20 protein-coding genes are annotated in these 19,774 nt (G+C 41.1%); 6 read left to right on the top strand and 14 right to left on the bottom strand.

What is annotated here, in order from left to right:
* Positions 1-3: 3 nt before the first annotated feature.
* The 5 genes from AC1DO4_RS05790 to AC1DO4_RS05770 are packed head-to-tail and all read right to left on the bottom strand — an operon-like array spanning position 4 to position 4,728.
* A complete protein-coding gene (locus AC1DO4_RS05790) occupies positions 4-981 on the bottom strand; it encodes an AAA family ATPase (RefSeq protein WP_477413770.1) in 978 nt (325 codons plus the stop codon).
* Positions 971-2,158, bottom strand: coding sequence for a DUF4350 domain-containing protein (locus AC1DO4_RS05785; protein WP_477413768.1), 1,188 nt, complete (start codon positions 2,156-2,158; stop codon positions 971-973). The genes AC1DO4_RS05790 and AC1DO4_RS05785 overlap by 11 nt, the downstream gene beginning before the upstream one ends.
* On the bottom strand, positions 2,155-2,916 hold the full coding sequence (locus tag AC1DO4_RS05780) for a DUF4129 domain-containing protein (RefSeq protein WP_477413766.1): 762 nt from the start codon (positions 2,914-2,916) through the stop codon (positions 2,155-2,157). The genes AC1DO4_RS05785 and AC1DO4_RS05780 overlap by 4 nt, the downstream gene beginning before the upstream one ends.
* Positions 2,917-2,924: 8 nt before the next feature.
* Entirely contained in the window at positions 2,925-3,770 is an 846-nt protein-coding gene (locus tag AC1DO4_RS05775) for a hypothetical protein (protein ID WP_477413764.1), read from the bottom strand.
* Positions 3,754-4,728 (bottom strand): stage II sporulation protein M, encoded by a 975-nt coding sequence (locus AC1DO4_RS05770; protein WP_477413762.1) that lies wholly within the window; start codon positions 4,726-4,728, stop codon positions 3,754-3,756. Before AC1DO4_RS05770 ends, AC1DO4_RS05775 begins: the two co-directional genes overlap by 17 nt.
* A 92-nt stretch (positions 4,729-4,820) precedes the next feature.
* On the opposite strand from AC1DO4_RS05770, the gene AC1DO4_RS05765 reads away from it, so the two are divergent.
* The gene (locus AC1DO4_RS05765) at positions 4,821-5,582 is read left to right on the top strand and encodes an RDD family protein (protein ID WP_477413760.1); all 762 of its coding nucleotides are present in this window, start codon (positions 4,821-4,823) and stop codon (positions 5,580-5,582) included.
* Here AC1DO4_RS05765 and AC1DO4_RS05760 read toward each other — a convergent pair.
* Positions 5,579-5,881, bottom strand: a complete 303-nt coding sequence (locus AC1DO4_RS05760) for a DUF2752 domain-containing protein (protein WP_477413758.1) — start codon at positions 5,879-5,881, stop codon at positions 5,579-5,581. The two genes, AC1DO4_RS05765 and AC1DO4_RS05760, sit on opposite strands and share 4 nt — an antisense overlap.
* A 35-nt stretch (positions 5,882-5,916) precedes the next feature.
* Positions 5,917-6,351 carry a DUF5684 domain-containing protein gene (locus tag AC1DO4_RS05755; RefSeq protein ID WP_477413756.1) on the bottom strand — a complete coding sequence of 145 codons (435 nt, stop codon included), beginning with the start codon at positions 6,349-6,351 and terminating at the stop codon, positions 5,917-5,919.
* 137 nt (positions 6,352-6,488) lie between these two features.
* On the opposite strand from AC1DO4_RS05755, the gene AC1DO4_RS05750 reads away from it, so the two are divergent.
* Complete coding sequence (locus tag AC1DO4_RS05750; protein ID WP_477413754.1) at positions 6,489-7,916, top strand: L-serine ammonia-lyase; 1,428 nt, start codon at positions 6,489-6,491, stop codon at positions 7,914-7,916.
* 34 nt (positions 7,917-7,950) lie between these two features.
* Here AC1DO4_RS05750 and AC1DO4_RS05745 read toward each other — a convergent pair whose 3' ends face one another.
* The 5 genes from AC1DO4_RS05745 to AC1DO4_RS05725 all read right to left on the bottom strand — a co-directional run bounded on the left by AC1DO4_RS05745 (position 7,951) and on the right by AC1DO4_RS05725 (position 11,013).
* Entirely contained in the window at positions 7,951-8,421 is a 471-nt protein-coding gene (locus AC1DO4_RS05745; protein WP_477413752.1) for an RES family NAD+ phosphorylase, read from the bottom strand.
* Positions 8,418-8,825, bottom strand: coding sequence for a type II RES/Xre toxin-antitoxin system antitoxin (parS, locus tag AC1DO4_RS05740; RefSeq protein WP_477413750.1), 408 nt, complete (start codon positions 8,823-8,825; stop codon positions 8,418-8,420). The genes AC1DO4_RS05745 and parS overlap by 4 nt, the downstream gene beginning before the upstream one ends.
* A gap of 60 nt (positions 8,826-8,885) precedes the next feature.
* Complete coding sequence (locus tag AC1DO4_RS05735; protein WP_477413748.1) at positions 8,886-9,545, bottom strand: SGNH/GDSL hydrolase family protein; 660 nt, start codon at positions 9,543-9,545, stop codon at positions 8,886-8,888.
* Between the two features lie 68 nt (positions 9,546-9,613).
* Positions 9,614-10,369 (bottom strand): lipoyl(octanoyl) transferase LipB, encoded by a 756-nt coding sequence (gene lipB, locus AC1DO4_RS05730; RefSeq protein WP_477413746.1) that lies wholly within the window; start codon positions 10,367-10,369, stop codon positions 9,614-9,616.
* Positions 10,369-11,013 carry a 4'-phosphopantetheinyl transferase family protein gene (locus tag AC1DO4_RS05725; protein ID WP_477405404.1) on the bottom strand — a complete coding sequence of 215 codons (645 nt, stop codon included), beginning with the start codon at positions 11,011-11,013 and terminating at the stop codon, positions 10,369-10,371. Before AC1DO4_RS05725 ends, lipB begins: the two co-directional genes overlap by 1 nt.
* A 201-nt stretch (positions 11,014-11,214) precedes the next feature.
* On the opposite strand from AC1DO4_RS05725, the gene dcd reads away from it, so the two are divergent.
* The 3 genes from dcd (at position 11,215) to AC1DO4_RS05710 (ending at position 17,164) form a co-directional block, all read left to right on the top strand.
* Positions 11,215-11,751, top strand: a complete 537-nt coding sequence (dcd, locus tag AC1DO4_RS05720; protein ID WP_477405402.1) for a dCTP deaminase — start codon at positions 11,215-11,217, stop codon at positions 11,749-11,751.
* Between the two features lie 236 nt (positions 11,752-11,987).
* Positions 11,988-14,711, top strand: coding sequence for a TonB-dependent receptor plug domain-containing protein (locus AC1DO4_RS05715; protein WP_477413744.1), 2,724 nt, complete (start codon positions 11,988-11,990; stop codon positions 14,709-14,711).
* Positions 14,712-14,776: 65 nt separating this feature from the next.
* A complete protein-coding gene (locus tag AC1DO4_RS05710) occupies positions 14,777-17,164 on the top strand; it encodes a TonB-dependent receptor (RefSeq protein ID WP_477413742.1) in 2,388 nt (795 codons plus the stop codon).
* 78 nt (positions 17,165-17,242) lie between these two features.
* On the opposite strand, the gene AC1DO4_RS05705 is transcribed toward AC1DO4_RS05710, so the two are convergent.
* The gene (locus AC1DO4_RS05705) at positions 17,243-18,103 is read right to left on the bottom strand and encodes a hypothetical protein (protein ID WP_477413740.1); all 861 of its coding nucleotides are present in this window, start codon (positions 18,101-18,103) and stop codon (positions 17,243-17,245) included.
* A 109-nt stretch (positions 18,104-18,212) separates the two neighbouring features.
* Between AC1DO4_RS05705 and AC1DO4_RS05700 the strand changes: the two genes are divergently transcribed.
* Positions 18,213-18,494: an ATP-dependent Clp protease adaptor ClpS gene (locus tag AC1DO4_RS05700; protein ID WP_477405396.1), complete on the top strand. Its 282-nt coding sequence runs from the start codon at positions 18,213-18,215 to the stop codon at positions 18,492-18,494.
* A gap of 93 nt (positions 18,495-18,587) precedes the next feature.
* Here AC1DO4_RS05700 and AC1DO4_RS05695 read toward each other — a convergent pair whose 3' ends face one another.
* Positions 18,588-19,655: a branched-chain amino acid aminotransferase gene (locus AC1DO4_RS05695; RefSeq protein ID WP_477413738.1), complete on the bottom strand. Its 1,068-nt coding sequence runs from the start codon at positions 19,653-19,655 to the stop codon at positions 18,588-18,590.
* Positions 19,656-19,774 lie beyond the last annotated feature (119 nt).

The following is a 19,774-nucleotide window of genomic DNA, read 5'->3' as shown; positions in this document are numbered from 1 at the left end:
ATATTAACGGGGGACTTCCAGTTTTTGAATAATTTGTGCTATTACATCATCCGGGCTTACACCTTCCATTTCCCTATCTGGTGTTAGCATAATGCGATGTCTTAAAACAGGGGTGGCTACATAAATTATATCTTCGGGAGTAACAAAATCCCGCCCCTTAATGGCAGCTAATGCTTTAGCCGCGTTGATAATGGCCAATGATGCGCGTGGCGAACCACCCAGGTATAATGATTTATGGTTGCGGCTTTCGTATACTATTTTAGCAGTAAACTCCAGCAGTTTATCCTCAACATGCAGTGCCTTTACCTGTTGCCTTAACGCAATAACATCCGTAGCCGATAAAACAGGCTCAACATGACTTAGTTGGTCGATTGTTTTTTGACTGTGCTGCTGGGTTATAATGGCAATTTCCTCTTCAAGCGTTGGATATTTGATCTCTATTTTAAACAGAAACCTATCCAGCTGTGCTTCTGGCAGGCGGTAGGTGCCTTCATGCTCAACAGGATTTTGGGTAGCCAATACAGTAAAAGGTTCCTGCATTTTATAAGTACGTCCATCAATGGTAACCTGGCGTTCTTCCATCACTTCAAACAATGCTGATTGTGTTTTGGCAGGCGCCCGGTTTATTTCATCTATCAGGATAATATTACCAAATATAGGTCCTTGCTTAAATTCAAATTCGGTTGATTTAGGATTGAAAACCGATGTGCCCAGGATATCAGATGGCATCAGATCCGGCGTAAACTGTATCCGCGAATATTTGGCATCTATAGCTTTCGAGATCAGCTTAGCCGTAAGTGTTTTGGCTACACCGGGTACTCCTTCTATCAGGATATGCCCATCGGCCAGGATGCCGGCAATCAGGAGGTCGATGGATTCCTGCTGACCTACAATTATTTTAGCCAGTGTAGCTTTTATTTGTTCAACCGCTGTGCTCAGCTTGCTCATATCGGTCCGTTGTTCAAAAATGTCATTTTCCATTGTATCGGTTTTGGCTGTAAAATTTCTCAATTAGTTTATTAAATCTGATCAGCTCCATATCGGTTATATTTTCGTACGCGCTGATAAAGTTGATGGTATTGATCAAATCGGTAATGAATTCAATGTCTGTACCTGTTTTCTGTGATAAGGCACTTATAAATTCCTCATCAAGATTGTTGGTTTTTAGGCGATAATTATCCCGTAGGTATGCTAACAGGTAGGTTGCTTTTTTTTGGGCAATGTTGGCATTGTTGCGCTTCTCGTAATAAACCTGGCCAACTACGTTTACAAACTCCACCGTCGAATTTTGTAATGGCTCAATCACGGGTATAATACGCTGACGGCGCTTGGCCTCATAAATTATAAAAACCATCAAACCGAAAAACGAGATATAAAATGCCCGGCGCAAAACGGGGTTACGTAAAAAAACGCGCATACTTGATTCATCGTCAGATCGGCCGAGGGTATAATATTGATCCCATATTAAATTGGGGTCGTTTTTTACAACTGATAGCGCTTTTGATACATATTCTGCACCAGTATTGTTCAACATGCTAAAGTTGGTAAACATAAGCGGGTTGGCATTTAAATACAGGTTGCCTTTACCCATAATGCATTTTACAAAATTTATATGGTGTGCTGTATTGCTTCCAAGTGCAACAAATTTAGCGGTATCTATTCCCCCGAAATAACCATCACTTATTCCCTTGTCGCCGTGGTAAAGCTTCATGGTATCCAGGTATTTGTTGTTAAATTTAATGCCTACAACTTTTTTATTGCCAAATTCAACCTGTGTTTTAACCCCGAGGTTTTTTCTTAACTCATCGCCAAAATACGCGGCCGCTATAAAAACATCGTTCCCTGCAGTTATATATGTTTTTAGCTTAGCATAGTCGTATTCGTTCAGGTTCACTGAGTTGCAGATAATGATATAGGTACCATGTTTTATGCCATGATCGTTAATCACATTATAAACAGGCTCACGAAAGGTTGATACTTTGGCGCCCGGAAAAATATCGCTGATGCGGTTATAAAGCACATAGGTACCAAAGGGGATCTTATCATTAATATCCAGTGTATCGTTCCAGTTGATGGGTTTGGGCCGGTTGTATTGCGCAATTAGGTATACAAGCATCAAACAGCCCAGCCCGGCAAGGTACAGTTTTAAACTTTTCATGACAGCTGCTGTTTAAATTCCTGGAAAGTAGTATTGATCTTTTGGTACGATTCGCCGTCTACCGGGAAATCGCCGTACCATATATATTCAAACTGCCGGGTAACAATAATAAATTGCCGGCGCTGCGCTACGTTGGTAAGCTCGTTGATGTAAGCCGAATTGGTTTTTTCTATTCTCCAGTTTATCAGGTTATGATCGCTTAACTGTTTAAGGCTGCGGAGGTAAAGCAACCTTACTGCAAGGCGGTAATTTTTAATGGCCAATGCATCTTCAATAGCGGTGTCAAAACTTATTTCATGAATATTTTCTATGGATTCATCATAAGGGATTGGAACCTGTTTGGGGTCTTTTTTAAATATATGCCAGGCATTTATACCCAGTAGCTTCAAAATAATATAAATTACGGCAAAGGCGAGGATGCCGATAATAATGTATTTAAAAATCATTGCCGGGTTATTGCCCATAGATCGGCCTCCAAATATTCTCCGGAGCAGCTCACCAACCCATTGCCAAAAATTATCCCACAGATGCCAAACCCAATTCCAGAACCTGTCCCACCAGGTAACGGCTTCTTTTTCCAAATGGTAGTTAAAATCCTTGTCGTTTTTGTAGGCCTTTAGTGATCCTGCATCAAAATGGCGAAGGGTTATTTTGGTGCTATCTGCTTTAAGTTTTGCAGGTACATGCTTAAGCACTGCAATTTTTTTTGCATTCCCTACTGCGCTTATTTTAAACAAGATAATTAAAGGCTTAAACATATCAGGTTTTAATATTGCTCTGTTGGGAATTGGTCAGATGGTGAATCGGTTTTACCAAACATTTTGATACGGTTTACCAGGCTGCTTCCCTCGGTATGTTCGGCAAGGCTGTAATAAACTAACGTAACGGCTATGATGGGTAACAGCCATAAAACCTGGCCCGCATGAATAATTATTGCCTGTATAATGTTAAAAGTTGTATTGAAGCTATTGCCCGTTAGCCATTGGCTGCCGCTATAAAATATAGCCGCCGGGATAAAAAACAGCAGGAAAGCCATTACAATTATAATAGATAAAAGCAATATAACGCCAAAGGTAAACCACCAGTTTTCTTTAATAATGCGGAAAGCTTTGCGGATTGCATACTCAACATTGGTGTTTTCGATAACCATGATAGGTGTTACCAGCGCAAAAATTGGACAAAGATAAATTCCCGGTAAAAAGCAGAGTAAAAAACCAAAAAATAGCCCAATGGTTAAAACTACCTGGGCGCCGAATACCCTGAAAAAATAGAATTTAAAATACTCCCAAACCTCCAGGAAAGTAGGGGCCTGGTTATCTTTTTGTTTATAAATGGCTAAATAGCTTATGGTAGTTAAAATCACCGCGGTATACTCAATCAACTGAAATAATAAGCCGGTAAAACCCCAGAACGAAAACGGGCCCGAACTACCTTCTGCCGCCTGCTGCCAATTTGAAACCATAGTTACAAGAACGCCTGTAACAATAAACATACCGCATATAACCAGGTATGCTGTCATTAAGGGTTTAAAATTTTGCCTGATGATAATAAAACTATCACTTATGATATCACCAAACTCACGAACTTTACTTAGTTCAATTTTCTCCTTCATTTTTATTAACAGATGTTTTTAAACGGTACGCCAAATAGGCCGGGTAAATTACCACGTACCATATAATAAATAAAAAAGACCCGGCCAAAATGGAAATGCTAAGCCACATAGGCATTTCGGTACGCCGGGTTATAAAGCTTTCAAATACTGCAGCAACAACTACGATAGGCGATATGCCCAGCATTATCTTTATCCCATCCAGCGCGCCTTTTTTTAAGGAAACGGCTCTGCTGAATGTTTTTGGGAATAAAATACTATTGCCCATTATTAAACCTGCAGCGCCGGCTAAAATAATGGTCGAGATCTCGAGTGTGCCGTGAATCCAGATAACCAGTACAGATTTTATGCCCAGTCCCTGGCCTATAAACAGGTATTGAAAGCAGCCAACCATTATACCATTTTTGAATAACAGGTACAATGTACCCGCAGATAAAGTAATGCCGGCAACAAATGTTATAGCGGTTACAGTAAGGTTGTTTTTAGCAATCATCCAAAACATAACAAACTCGTTTTGGCTTTTGAATACACCAAAAGGGTCGCCTTTGCTTATGTTTTCGTTTGTCATGTTCACATAATCATCGCCAAGTATGAGCCTTATAAAATTGCGGTCGTATTTGGATGAAAGAATGCCGATAAGGAAAAATGTGATAAAAAATATAAATGAATAGAGTAATTGCCTGCGGTATTGTACAAACAGGAGTGGTAACTCCATTTGCCAGAAAAATATAAAACGGTTAGCCTTCTCTTTTTTGTTTTTATATATCGACTGGTGAAAGCCAGCCGCCAGCCCGTTTAAATAAACAGTTGTTTTTGATTTTGGGTAGAAGGTTTTTGCATAAGCCAGGTCGTCGGTAATGGTTATAAAGCGTTCGGCAAGCTCATCAGGATCATGAGTAGGGTTGGTTTCATAGCTTTTCCACCGGGCAGAATTTTGCTTTATAAATAAGGGTTCACGCATGTGAAAGGGTCAAGTAATTTTTTGTTAAAATAATAACAATATTTGATGTGTGTATATAAACACATCAAATAGTTAATTTATATTTGTTATACATGCAAACAGTAAAAATACGCACCTCGCAAAATATTGATATCGATTATGAAGTAGCCGGTCTGGGCGATAGAATACTGGCCAGGATAGTAGATACAGGTGTGTTTATGGGCTTGTTTTACGTTTTGTATATCATAGTTATAGCCTTTTTTATAGGCTCAATGTCCTCGCTCGATGGTAAAAGTGTGCCGGTTATATTGATAGTACTCGGCGTTATCTATGGCCTTATCAGCGTATTTTACGACCTGGTTGCCGAAGTGTTTTTTAACGGCCAAAGCATTGGTAAATATGCTTTAAAAATACGTGTGGTAAATATTAACGGTGCCCGGCCTACATTAGGGCAGTTTTTATTGCGATGGGTATTCAGGCTGGTTGATTTTTTATTAACAGCCGGGATAGGGGCGGTAATATCTGTAGCCGTATCCGAAAAAAAACAAAGGATTGGCGACATGGTGGCGGGTACCACAGTGGTTAAAACCACACCCAAAACAAACCTAAACGAATTGTTTTTTAATTATCAGGACGAAGAGGAGTATGAGCCTGTGTTTAGCGGCGTTAGCGAGCTGAAAGACTCGGACATGACCCTCATATACGAGGTGATAACCAATTTTAAAGCAACCGGTAACAGCAGCCTGGTTTATAACATGGCAGTACAGGTAAAAAATCATTTAGGAATCGAGCTCCCTGCCGGGATGAACGAGTACGATTTTTTACAAACCGTTGTTAAAGACTATAGCTATATAGTTTCAAGGCAGGGCGTTTAATTGCCGTACAAGGTATACATTTTATAGATGTAAGCTACCAACATAATATTCCCGGTTATCAAATACAATGTTTTGGTAACAAACTGCTTTTTATCAAAATTAAGCCTGTTTCTCAGTACTACAAATAGGATCGTAATAATTAGTGGAATGGTAGCGGGATATAGCGTCAAACTTTCATGCAGGTTACCTTTTAGCAGGGCGATGACAGAGCGCTGAAAGCCACAACCGGGGCAATCAATACCGGTAAACTTTTTAAACGGACAGGGTATTAAATGATTATGCAGCCATTCAATAAACATGAAATGGCTGCATAATATAGTATAACAATGCATAATTATGCCTGTGGATCAAATGGTTTTTGGTAATCGCCAGAACCGAAACGGTTGTTCATATTTGCTTCTTTTGCTGACGGGCCTAGATATACTGAATCGCCAAAACCTAAAATAGGCCAGAATATAGGGCCTAAAATGACTAAACCAATGGTAAAGCCCTCACTTTTTCCAAAACTTTTAGCTAACAGGTTGTAAACCCATATTAAAAATATAAACGAGGTGCAAGGGAAGAGCATAAGAAGGAACCACCAGACTGGCTTGCCAACAATTTCGCATAGCACAATATAATTGTATATAGGAATTATTGCAGCCCATCCCGGTTTTCCGGCTTTTGTAAATACTTTCCACATTCCAGCTATTGCGATAAGCAATATAGCAACAATGAACAAATAGAAGCCAACGCCAAACGCTGGTGCTGTAGAAGGATAGTTTTCCATTTTTTTTTGAAGGTTTAGTTAAATAGTTTATTTATGTTTTTGCTTATTGCAAAGTATAAATTTTTTAAATAAAAGTCATATAACTTATCATATTTATTACAAAGCTTCAATGGTTTATTATTTTTAATTTTGATCTGATGCAAAGAGAGCAAATTTCTGTATTTGATATGTTTAAAATAGGCATAGGGCCGTCAAGTTCGCATACGCTTGGCCCATGGCGTGCCGCCCAGCAATTTGTGCAATCGCTTGAACAGCATACGGTGTTGGATTTGGTTCAACAGGTAAAGATCCTGCTTTACGGCTCCCTTGCCAAAACAGGCAGAGGGCACGGTACCGATATTGCCCTCCTGTTGGGCCTTAGTGGCGATGATCCGGTAACTTTTGAGGTAGACCAGATTACGCCCAAAATTGATCATATAACCCTATCCCATCAATTGATACTGGGAGGGGTAAAACCGATTGTTTTTTCTGTGGCCGATGACCTGCTTTTTTTGTTTAATGAAAGCTTGCCGTTTCACCCCAACGCGGTAACCTTCCAGGCGTTTTTAAGTAATGGTAAGGCGATATCAGAAACCTATTATTCCATAGGCGGGGGCTTTGTGGTAAAGGAGGGTGCATCGGCACAATCCAAACAGGAGGTTGACCTGCCATTCCCTATTGATACTGCTGCCGACCTGCTGCACTGGTGCATGAAAACCGGCCTCAGGATTTCGGAAGTGGTGACGGAGAACGAGCTGGCCTGGCGTAGCGAACAGGAGACGCGTAACGGCGTGTTAAATATATACAAAGCCTTAAAGGAATGTATGTACCGTGGCTGCCATACTACGGGCCAGTTACCCGGGGGGTTAAACGTAGCCCGGCGCGCTTTTAAATTGAACAGTAAACTAATAGGTAGAAATACTTATTCAAATTATGAGGAATGGGTTGCTGCTATCCGGAAAACGGGTGGGAGCTTTAAAAATATACTGGATTGGGTGAGTTGTTTCGCGCTGGCTGTGAATGAGGAAAATGCCTCTTTTGGTAGGGTAGTAACCGCGCCAACCAATGGCGCTGCCGGTGTGATTCCTGCTGTACTGCAATATTTTATTGTTTTTTGTGAGGGTAATACCGATGATCAGGTTATTCAGTTTTTACTTACGGCCTCAGAGATAGGCAGCATCTTTAAAAAAGGAGCTACCATATCAGCTGCCATGGGTGGTTGCCAGGCCGAGATAGGCGTGTCATCAGCAATGGCTGCTGCTGCTCTAACCGAATGCCTTGGAGGCACTCAAAGGCAGGTATTAATGGCTGCCGAAATAGCTATGGAGCATCATCTTGGCCTCACCTGCGACCCCATTGGCGGCCTGGTACAAATCCCCTGCATCGAACGCAATACAATGGGCGCTATAAAAGCCATCACTGCATCGCAACTGGCTTTGCAGAGTAACCCGGAAAAAGCTAAAGTAAGCCTGGATGCCGTGGTTAAAACCATGTGGCAAACCGCGCTGGATATGAATTCGAAATATAAAGAAACATCAGACGGAGGACTGGCTATCAATATACCTATCAGCTTGCCGGAGTGTTAGGGTAGATGTGCAGATTTCAATGTGCAGGTTAGTTTTAAATGGCCTGTTTCTTAAATAGGCGGCTATCAAACTCAAAAGCTTCTGTTTTGATGATCTTTACCGATTTAAAATCGGGATGGGCAGGGTTTAGCAGGTAGTTGAAATCGCCCGGTACAGTTGCTGATGGAACTTGCAGTGCCAGGTGTTTGTTAGCATTTACAAACCTGTCGCCTATAAATTGGGTGGCTTTTACAAGCGGATTGCTGTTCCAATTGGTATCCAGGTTATCTATATCAACCGTTTGGATTTTGCTGTTATTCTTTAGCTGTATGGTTGCCATAAAATAATCGGTGGGTATAATGCCAAGCGGGGTATGTACGGCAACTTCTAAAACAGCTAATGCGCGTGAGGACGCGGTGTAAATAACGGGTGTGCCTTTGCTGTTCCAGCGGCCGCCGTTTATTTCGGCGCCGCGCCCGGATAAATCATTAATGTATGTTTTTTTGCTTAGGCGGTAAAGTATCATGCAAATATGCCATGTTCTATTCGGCCCAATTCGTCGCGCACCATGCCGATACCGAATGAGGTATCCAATAACTCTTTGGGCTTTACGCTGCCAAGTGGGATGCTTGTATAATCCATCCAGGTAAAAAATTTCTCCTCATTGCCAAAAACCTCGATGCCTTTTTTATAAAGCAACTCAATAAGTATGATCTTTTCTGAATAGATGGGATCGAAGGATTTTTTTTCTTTTTTGTAGCGTTGTAAAGTGCGTTCAGACAAGTGTAAATAACCGGCCCAATCTTCAGTATCAAAATGGATATGATCGGATAGTTTGTTAAAGTAGTAAAATGATACGCCTTCCCTAACCATGTTGGTTAAGTTAACCTCGTCCTCATCTAAAAATTTATATGGCTTTGGCTCTTTCATATATTATCAACGCTAATTGTCAATAAATTTACGACACTTGTCGTTTAATTCCAAATTTATTTACTTGGTAAACTGCATTAATATTTCAGGCACAAGCTTTTGAACCCACAGGTTATACATTTTGGCCGATGGGTGCAGGCCGTCATTGGCCAGCAGGGTAAGGTCAAAAGCGGCTACTTTGGATATGGGGGTAATATCAATATAATTAACCCCTGCTTTGGTGCTTTCTTCCAGGTTGATAGCGTTAAACTGGTCTATTTCGGGCCCAATTTTGCCTTCATTGCCATGAGCAAAGGGTGTAACGCCATAATCAGGAATGGAGAGTACAAACACATGTTTTTTATTACTCTTTGCAAACTTAATGGCTGTATTTAAAACCTGCACAAATTTAACCCGGTAGTTAGCCTGGCTATAACCTCCGTACTGATCGTTAACACCAATAAGCAGGGTTACAAAATCGTAGGTTTTTGCTTTTATCGGGCTGGCATCTATCGCCGCTATCAGTTGGTCGGTTATCCAACCGGTGCGGGCTATAATATACGGTTCGGAGATCTTAAGCCTTGATAACTGAGCAGCAAGCTGGTAAGGGAACGACTCTTGTGCCGTAACCGATTGCCCAATGGTATATGAATCGCCCAAAGCAAGGTAGCTTAAAGTATCGGTTACAGTTACCGGGGGCACAGCCGTTGGTGGAGTAGGATTATTTGTGTTATTCGGCATTAAATCAGTCTTTTTAACGCACGCGGATAGCGTACCTATCGAAAATAAAATTAAAAATAGTGCTTTCATTACATCATCTCCATATCAAACAATACGGAAATATGATGCTTTAGGATTTTTTTAACTTCATTAATGTCAACCGGGTGGCCAAGCTCCTGCTGCATAGAGGTTACAGCCTTATCATCAATACCACAGGGTACTATGTTTTTAAAGTAATCAAGATTGGTATTTACATTAAATGCCAGTCCGTGCATGGTTACCCAGCGGCTGCAGCGCACACCCATAGCACAAATTTTACGTGCGTTTTCGTTATCGGCATCAAACCAAACGCCGGTGTAGCCGGGGTAACGCCCAGCCTGCAAACCATAATCGGCAAGGGTAAGTATCACCGCTTCTTCCAGCATACGCAAATACAGATGAATATCGGTGAAAAAATTATCAAGATCCAATATTGGGTACGATACAATCTGCCCGGGCCCATGATAGGTAATATCACCGCCACGGTTAATGGTATAATAAACGGCCTGTTTTTTTTTCAGCCCCTCTTCATCTAACAATAAATGCTCGGCTTTACCACTTTTACCTAAAGTGTACACATGCGGATGTTCGCAAAATACAAGGTAGTTAAAGGTTTCCGCGGCAGCAAAGGGTTCATAAGCATCTGCAGGAACCAGGCTTTTGGCTGCTTGGGTATAAGCAATCTCGTTGTTACGGTTATCAAGTTTGGTTTTTACCGTTGTCGAGAACAGGTCCTCCTGCCTGTCCCAGGCCTGCTGGTAATCTATCAATCCCCAATCCTGGAAAAAAACTTTCTTGTTTTTCATCACATATCCCCTTTTACATAACCAATCATATAATTCTCATATTGCAGGTAACCTACCGTATAATCAATATTAAGGTTCTTTTTATGCAAATTAGCATTCAACACACCGTGATGTTCAAAGTTGAAAGGTTCTAAAAAAATATTATTGGCAAAAGAAACTTCTTTTTGCCCGTTGCATTTGTAAATGGCTTCCTTGGCGCACCAGCAAACATACAACTGCTCAATTTTTTTATTATCACTGATAAAAGCAAGTTCTTTGGGCTGCATAAATTTACCGGCAATGCGCTCTACTTTTTGTTGTATCTGTTCAATATCTATGCCTACCTTATGCGTTTTACTGATCATTACTGCAGCATAATCAAAGGAGTGGCTTAGCGAGATATGATAGGGGAGGTTTACCAGGTAAGGTTTACCATGCGAATCGATCTTACAGTCAATATACTCATCAGTACGCAGCATTTTGCGTAGTAATACACGTGTGCCCAGCCAGTGCAGGTGACGTTTGCTTTTGCCCAATTTTTCAACGTAGGCTTTTTCGTTCTCGTCCAGTTGTAATTGCCTATACAGGTCATTAGCTTCCTCCTCAATTTTCCAGAGTGCAAACTCAGTATCATCATCAATGCGCTGCCTGTATGCTATTGCCATAAAAGTAAAATTGCAAAATTGGATGCAAACTTATGTGAAATAATTTTAATTATAATAATTGCTGTATCATAATCATAAGTTATTGATTTTTAGTGTGATATTTACTGTTTTTTTATGCTTCTGCTGATTTTTACAATGTTTAAATAATAGCCATCGCCTTTATTTTAATTTTTATAATTTAGGCCCTTCCAAAAGCAGGCTATGATATTATCTGATAAGCGCATTCTCGAAGAAATAGAAAAAGGAACCATTATTATTGAACCCTTTCAGCGCGAATGCCTTGGCACCAACTCATACGATGTGCATTTGGGTAAACATTTGGCCACCTATCGCGATAGGGTGCTTGATGCTAAAAAGCATAACGAGATAGATAGTTTTGAAATACCAAAAGAAGGTTTTGTTTTGCAGCCCAATACCCTTTACCTGGGCGTAACAGTAGAGTATACCGAAACCTATAAGCATGTGCCTTTTTTGGAAGGTAAATCGAGCACCGGCCGCCTGGGGATTGATATACATGCCACAGCCGGTAAAGGCGACGTTGGCTTTTGCAATACCTGGACATTGGAAATTTCATGTGCGCAACCTGTACGTATTTACGCTGGCATGCCTATCGGTCAGCTGATTTATTTTGTTGTTGAAGGCGATATTGAAACCCTGTATAACACCAAAAGCAACGCCAAATACAACAACCCTACCACCCGGCCGGTTGAAAGCATGATGTGGAAGAATAAATTTTAAGCAGGTCATAAGTTTTGCGTTTGAGTTTTTTGATTGATGGAAATTAATTTTTCGTTCCATTAAACCTTTGCATAAGTTTACAGTCGAACGCGTAACTTAGTGCCTAACCTATTATGAAAAACAAACCTTATTCTTCTATAAGTTTTCAATACTCAAAATTTCCGGCACTACACCCGTAACACACTTGTTATAAAATTATTATAATATTTTCCGTAGATTGAATCTTATTTACCTAAATGAAAAACAAACAATTATCTATCGGTTTATTAATGGCCGTTGTTATTACGGCTATTATGGGCTTTGCCGGCCCGGGCGATGATCTGCTGCAAAAACTGGTGGATCAGCTTTATAAATGGCGGGACAATCATCCGCAGGAAAAAGTTTACCTGCAGTTTGATAAACCCAGCTACGCCATAGGCGACGATATTTGGTTTAAAGCCTATGTAACCATTGGTGGCAAGCACCAGCTATCGGCCCTTAGCGAAATACTGAATGTTGATCTGATAGATGAAAACGATTCGGTAAAACGCAGCATCAAGCTGCCATTATTAAGCGGGTTAGCCAGCGGTGACTTTGCCCTTGCCGACTCGATGAAAGAAGGCACTTACCGGGTACGGGCCTATACCAATTGGATGCGTAATGAAAGCGAAGCCTATTTTTTTGATAAAACCTTCACCGTTGTTAATAGTATTAATAATGCCGTTTTCACAAAAACCGCATTTACTTACAGCGTTCAAAACGGCAAGCAGAAAGTAAACGCGCTTATTAACTATGCCGATATAAACGGCGAACCTTATAAAGCTAAAGAGGTAACTTATCGGGTAGAGTTAAACGGGAAAATTGTTTATAAAAGCAAAGGCATTACCGACGATAAAGGTAATCTTGATGCCGCTTTTATCAATACAACAAGAAATACGGCTGCCACCGGGCATGTTATAACCGTTATAAAACTCGATAAAAAAGCAGTTGAGAAAGTGGTGGCGGTAAAAGCGGTTTCAAATAAAGTTGATATACAGTTTTTTCCAGAAAGTGGTAACCTGGTTAACGGCATAAACTCAAAAGTTGCTTTTAAGGCTGTAGGTGCCGATGGTTTAGGTGTTGATGTAAGGGGGACCGTAGTTGACGATCAAAATCAGCAGGTTGCTGCATTTAACAGTACACATTTGGGTATGGGAGTTTTTAAGCTGATTCCGTTTAGCGGCAAAACCTATAAAGCCCATGTTACCTATGCCGATGGTTCTGAAGGGGTATTTGATTTACCACGGGCAATAGATAATGGCTACGTTTTGGGTATTGATAATTCGGGCGACAATGATATTGCTATAAAAATACTACCAGGTAAAGATCTGCTGACCAGTGCAACCCCAACCGGCGGCCTTATGCTGGTAGCGCAAAGCGGTGGCGAAATATTTTATGCAGCTAATAGTGCCGACGGTGGTGAAACCTTTAGTACCGTTGTGCCTAAAAGTAAGTTTCCGTCGGGTATTGTACAGTTTACCCTATTTTCTAAACAAGGCGAACCTTTAAATGAGCGCCTGGTATTTGTGAAGAATAATGATGAGCTTAAATTGTCGGTATCATCTGGTAAGCAAACATATGCTCCCCGCGAAAAGATAGACATCAGTCTTAACGCTAAAAATAACCAGGGTAATCCTGCAAGCGCCAGTTTTTCGGCATCGGTCATTGATCTGTCGAAGGTTGCTGTGGATGAAACTGCAGAGGAAAGTATTTTCTCCAACATATTACTTACATCCGATTTGAAAGGTTATATCGAAAAGCCGGGTTATTATTTTCATAATGTAAATGCAACAACCCGGGCCGATCTGGATGTGCTGATGTTAACCCAGGGGTATCGCCGTTTTGAATGGAAAAAGCTGTTGAACGATAACTTTGAACCTATAGTTTTTCAGCCCGAAAAAACGTTACAGGTATCCGGGCATTTAAAAACCTTAGGCGGCAAGCCTGTTGCCGGCGGTAAAATTACATTGTTCACCACATCGGGCGGTGTTTTTATAATAGATACAGTAGCCGATGCCAAAGGCAATTTTGTTTTTAAAAACCTCGTTTTCAGGGATAGCATCAGGTTTGTTATACAGGCCCGTACGGCCAAGGATCGTAAAAACATCGAGATTGAATTGGATAAAATTGCCCCGCAAGTCCCGGGGAAAAATAAAAATGCTGCTGATATACAGGTGAATATAAGTGATGGACTTTCGGCATATCTAAAAAATAGTAAAAACAGGTACAGTGAAGATATTAAATACGGCATTGGCAACCATACCATCCTGTTAAAAGAAGTGGTTGTACGGGATGTGAAAATTAAGAACGAACTGTTGAAAAACTCCAGTAATTTAAATGGCCCTGGTAATGCCGACCAGGTTATTACCTATAAGGATCTGCAAAATTTTGGCGGGCATTTTACCAGCGCTTTGCAAATGAAAATATTTGGCGTGATCTTTAGAAACGGGGTGCCTTATTCAACCCGTAACCAAAGTCAGCCAATGACCGTAATGGTTGATGGTATACCGGTAGAGGGCGATTATTTAAATAATTTAAATACAAACGATGTAGCGAGTGTTGAAGTTTTACGCACAATTGGTAATCTTGTTATCTATGGTTTCAGGGGAAATGGTGGGGTATTGGTAATTACCACCAGGCGCGGAGGGGATGGCAATGATTACAACAGGTATGCGCCGGGTGTGGTTACTTATGCGCCAAAAGGGTATTATAAAGCACGGGAATTTTATTCGCCGCAATACGATGACCCTAAAACAAATACACAAATGCAGGACCTGCGTTCAACCATATACTGGAAATCAAATATCGTAACTGATAAGGATGGTAATGCTACCCTATCATTCTTTAATGCCGATGGTAAAGGAACCCATAGGGTTTTAATTGAAGGGATAGATATTGATGGTAACCTGGGCCGCCAGGTGTATACTTATAAGGTTGAATAACATGGCTTGATAATATTTTATTAATTGCATATATTATCCCAATTATTGCTTTGGTATCAACTTATATGAAATTTATTTTTACTTGTATTTTAACAAGCCTTTTATTTATTGCTTTTAATAGTTTTGGTCAAACTGATAGCGCTTTCTTAACTCGCACTATAAACTCCCTTGAAAAGTATTCGTTAGCAAACCCGGTAGAAAAAGTGTACCTGCACCTGGATAAAACAGGCTATATGCCGGGCGATACTATATGGTTTAAGGCTTATGTAGTAGCAGGTGAAAATCATGGCTTGTCGGCAATAAGTAATGTACTCCATGTAGAATTACTTAACGAAATAGATACTGTAATAAGCAGGATAGCCCTGCCCCTGAGTAGTGGCATTGGCTGGGGCGATTTTGCTTTACCGGTTTTAATTAAGCCAGGCATTTATCAAATACGTGCCTATACCAACTGGATGCGCAATTTTGGTCCCGAGTATTTCTTCGATCAGCTAATCAGTGTGCAGGAAACATCAACTCTTGCCGGTCAAAAAAAGCAAAAAGTTACCGGAGACCTCGATGTACAGTTTTTTCCGGAAGGAGGATTGCTCATAAACGGCTTAAGAAACAAGGTAGCCGTAAAAGCCGTAGCTAACCAGGGCCTGGGCGAGGATGTTAATGGCTCCGTGATTGATAATGATGGCAACGAAGTAGCCATTTTTAGCACACAACATTCTGGCATGGGGGTATTTGCTGTAATACCACAAGCTGGTAAAAGCTATAAAGCCAAAATAACCCGTAAGGGTGGAAAACAGTTTACCGCAAGCTTGCCAAAAGCACAGGATGAAGGTTTTGCCATTGCTGTTAATAGCAGCCAGTCGGATAGTATAAGTATCAGGGTGGCGGCTTCCGCTAAGCTATTTGATACAAAAAAGGGTGCAAGGTATTATCTGTTGGCTCAATCGGGTGCTAAAGTTTATTACACCGCCGGTTTTAAATTACTGGCTCAAAGCTTTACTACCAGGATAGACAAAAAGCGTTTTCCTACCGGTATAGTACAATTTACACTATTTGCAGATAATGGCGAACCTCTTAACGAGCGTATTGCTTTTATCCAGCATTATGATCAGCTTAAGCTTAATATAATATCAGCAAAAGACGTTTATGCCACCAGGCAAAAGGTAAGTATCGCCATAAAAGGAACTGATAAAGATAATAAAGCGGTTGTGGGTAGTTTTTCGGCTGCGGTTGTCAATGAGGATTTGATGGATATAAGCGGAACATCCGAAAAAAACTCTATATTAAGTAACCTGTTGCTCACGTCTGATGTAAAAGGCTATATTGAACAGCCTGATTATTATTTTACAAATGTAAGCGATAAAACAAAAGCCGACCTTGACTTACTGATGCTTACACAGGGTTATCACCGATTTGAATGGAAACAGGTTACAGGCGGAACATATCCGGCATTAACATTTGAACCCGAAACTTCACTTACTGTATCGGGATACGTACAAAAGCCCGACGGTAAACCTATACCAAACAGCAAGATGATGTTATATAGCATCAAAGGCGGCTGGTTTAGATTGGATACGCTGGCTAATGAAAGCGGGAAGTTTACTTTTAAAAGATTGGTTACCGATCAGGATACCACTATAAGGTATTTAATTCAGGGACGTACGCCAACCAACGGAAAAAACCTGGTGATTACATTGGATACTATTGCTCCATTTAAAGCCAGGAAGAATAATGACAGTTTCGATACACCGTTAAGCGACACTACAGCTCTTACACCGTACCAGAAACAGATGAGGCAGCGGCTTAAGGTAAGTTTAGATAAGCGGACCATCCTGCTAAAAGAAGTATCAATCAGAGAGGTTAAAGCGCCTTTAAGCGGTAACATTATTCCCGATCAAACCATCAGGGTGCCTAAGAACGCTATCGGAACAATTGGTCAATACCTGTCGTCAAGGGCAGTAGGGGTGATTTTTAAAAATGGTGTGCCTTATTCAACAAGAGGAGGGATTATGAATATTATACTTGATGGGTTCCCTATTAATAAAGACTATTTTGCAAGTTTAAATCTGGACGAAATTGAAGGTGCTGAAATTTTAAGAACAACAGGCAGAAAGGATATAGCAACGGGGTTAGGGAATGCGATTATACTTACCAGGAGAAAGTATAGTGGTTATACAAAACAGCTAACTCCTGATGTAATTACGTTTCCATCAAACGGCTTTTATAAAGCAAAGGAATTTTACTCGCCTAAGTACGATGGTCCTAAAACTAATATGCAAACTCTTGACCTGCGCACCACCATTTACTGGAAACCCGATATTGTAACTGATAAGGATGGTAATACCAATTTGTCATTCTTTAATGCTGATACCAAAGGAACTTACCGCATAACTGTTGAAGGTATTGATATAGATGGGAATATTGGCCACCAGGTTTTTACTTATAAAGTGGAATAGTGTTAATAACTATTCCACTTTATGATGCGATTAAAGTTTCTTCCCGAACGGACTATCGGGGGTGTTTGCCTTAACTAATTAATTTTTATTCAAATAAAACTTCGCCCAAAAATCAGTCGATTTGGATAGCTCATTGTGGCCTGCCTCGGCACTGCCGCCACCAGTAGCACCACCACCGCGACCGCCTCTTCCAACATGACCACCACCACCGCCGCCACGGCCACCTCTTCCTCCGCCAAAGCCACCGCCGCCCTGATGTTCACCACCTTCCATGTCTTCGCCTTTTGGCCGTTGTATGCCATTTATTTTAAAATTGAATGCCCACTCGGTTTTGGTAATATCGTTAGCATGAAAAAACTGCAGTGGGATGGCCATTTCATAAATCAGGTTTCCATCGGCATCGTAATCAATAGCTGCCTTAATACCGTAAGTGTTTGATGTGGTGATCATATCGCCCTCAATATCTTTAAAGCCAACCACCTTAATATCACGCAGTTTAGTTATCCGTTCCCGTGCCAGTTCATCACGGTCTTGTTGGGTAACTTCGGTATTATCGTCGGGGCGTTTCCCAAAATCAGGTTTGGTGCCCGGCTCTGCCAACGGGAAGGTAAGCGAAAAGCTTTCCTTCTTTTTGCCTTTGGGATCAATGCTTAGGGTAATGCCCGCATTAAGCGTGCGCATCTGGTCCATTTTGTCGGTAATGCGAATGGCCGCGTAAAGTGTGGTTTTGTCATTGGCCAAAGCATAATTTAACTTTTTTTCCTCGTTAAAATACCGCAGGCTGTCGCCCCAGTCTTTCAGGTCGCCATCAATATTTATGGTATTGGGGGGAGGTTGCAAAGTGTTTTGACTGTTTTTGGCAGTTTGAGCTTTAACTGTACTAACTGTAAATATTAGGGCGGCTAACGGAACAATAATGCACGGGGCGATTTTTTTCATGTGTTATGGTGTTGGGTTGTCTATCCGTGCTATTGTAGCAGGATTTTAAGTCAATTGAACATGATTTTAACACTTTTATTATTGTTTTTGAGTAATTTTGCGGTTACGTATGCCAACTGAAACACAGGAAGAAACATTTACCCTCGAAGAATTACTGACGGGCCTTAAAGAAGTTCGTCGCCTTATATTGTGGAATGATGATTTTAACACGTTTGATCACGTGATTTACTGTATGATGAAGTATCTTGATTACTCCGAGCCTCAAGCCGAAAAAATAGCCTGGAAAGTACATAACGAAGGGAAATGCGCCGTATTGGAAGGCTCGTTTACAGAGATGGAGATCTACCGCAAAATTCTGCAGCAGGAGGGATTGACTGTATCGGTAGATTGAGAAGTCTGAAGGTTTGTTAATTATAAAGTCACCGGGATATAACCAGGATCTGAATCTTAAAGAACTCAAGATTCAGATCTTGATTATTTAAAATTAACCTACCAGGTAATTCCATCCATGGGTATCTGGTTCACGGCCATATTTTACAGCATCAAGGGTTGCCAATACTTTTTGCGAAAACTCACGCGTTTTTGGGTCGCTTAAAAAGTACTCTTCGCCATCAACACTTATTGAACCTACTGAAGCTATGGTTGCGGCAGTACCTGCACCAAATGCATCGGTAAGTTTGCCGGTTTTGGCGCCTTCAATAATTTCGGCAACAGAAACCTTGCGGGTTTCAACGGGGATGCCCCACTCTTTGGCTAATGCAATAACCGTATCGCGGGTAACGCCATCTAAAATGGTGTCTTTTGCTTCGGCGGTTATCAGTTTGCCATCCAGCATAAACATGGCGTTTGCAGCACCCATTTCTTCAACGTATTTATGTTCTTTGGCATCTGTCCATATCAATTGGTCAAAGCCTTCTTCTGCCGCTTTGCGGGCAGGCAGCATCGAGCCTCCGTAGTTACCTGCTGCTTTTGCAAAGCCCATACCGCCTTCGGCAGCGCGGGTGTAATAGGTTTCAATTTTTACACGCAGCGTTTTTGAAAAATACGGGCCAACCGGGCCGCACAATACCATGTATTTATAAGTTGCCGATGGTGTTACGCCCAGATAAGGGTCTGTAGCAAACATGAACGGGCGGATGTATAAAGCATGGTTTGGTTTTGATGGTACCCACTCGCGGTCAAGGTCGACAACGGCGGCCATGCTTTGTAAAAATATTTCTTCGGGCAGGGCAGGCATACAAAGCCTCTCTGCCGATTTGTTAAAACGGATAGCATTTTTATCAGGGCGGAAGATGGTTACTTTACCATCGGCATGTTTGTAAGCTTTTAAACCTTCAAAAAATGCCTGGCCGTAGTGTAAAGCAGAAATTGCCGGGCTAAGTCCAATCTCGCCATAGGGAACGACCTGTAGGTTTTTCCATTCACCATCAGCATAATCCGCCATAAACATATGGTCAGAAAATGTTTTTCCGAATGGCAAGTTGTCAAAATCCGTTTCTGCTAAACGGGAATGATTGGTTTTGGTGATCTTGATGTCCAGCGTCTCTGTCATGGCCTTAAGTATTATAATTAGAAAATGGCAAGTTAAGGAATTTTTTGTTGAGTTGTGTTAAGGAATTGATAGTTAGGGTAAAAAAGTGGTGGGTGAGATGTAGGATTGTAGTTAAACGA

It is taken from the genome of Mucilaginibacter sp. P5_A6 (assembly GCF_056400585.1).
Note: the sequence above shows the minus strand (reverse complement) of the source record. Positions and strands in the feature narration are given on the sequence as shown.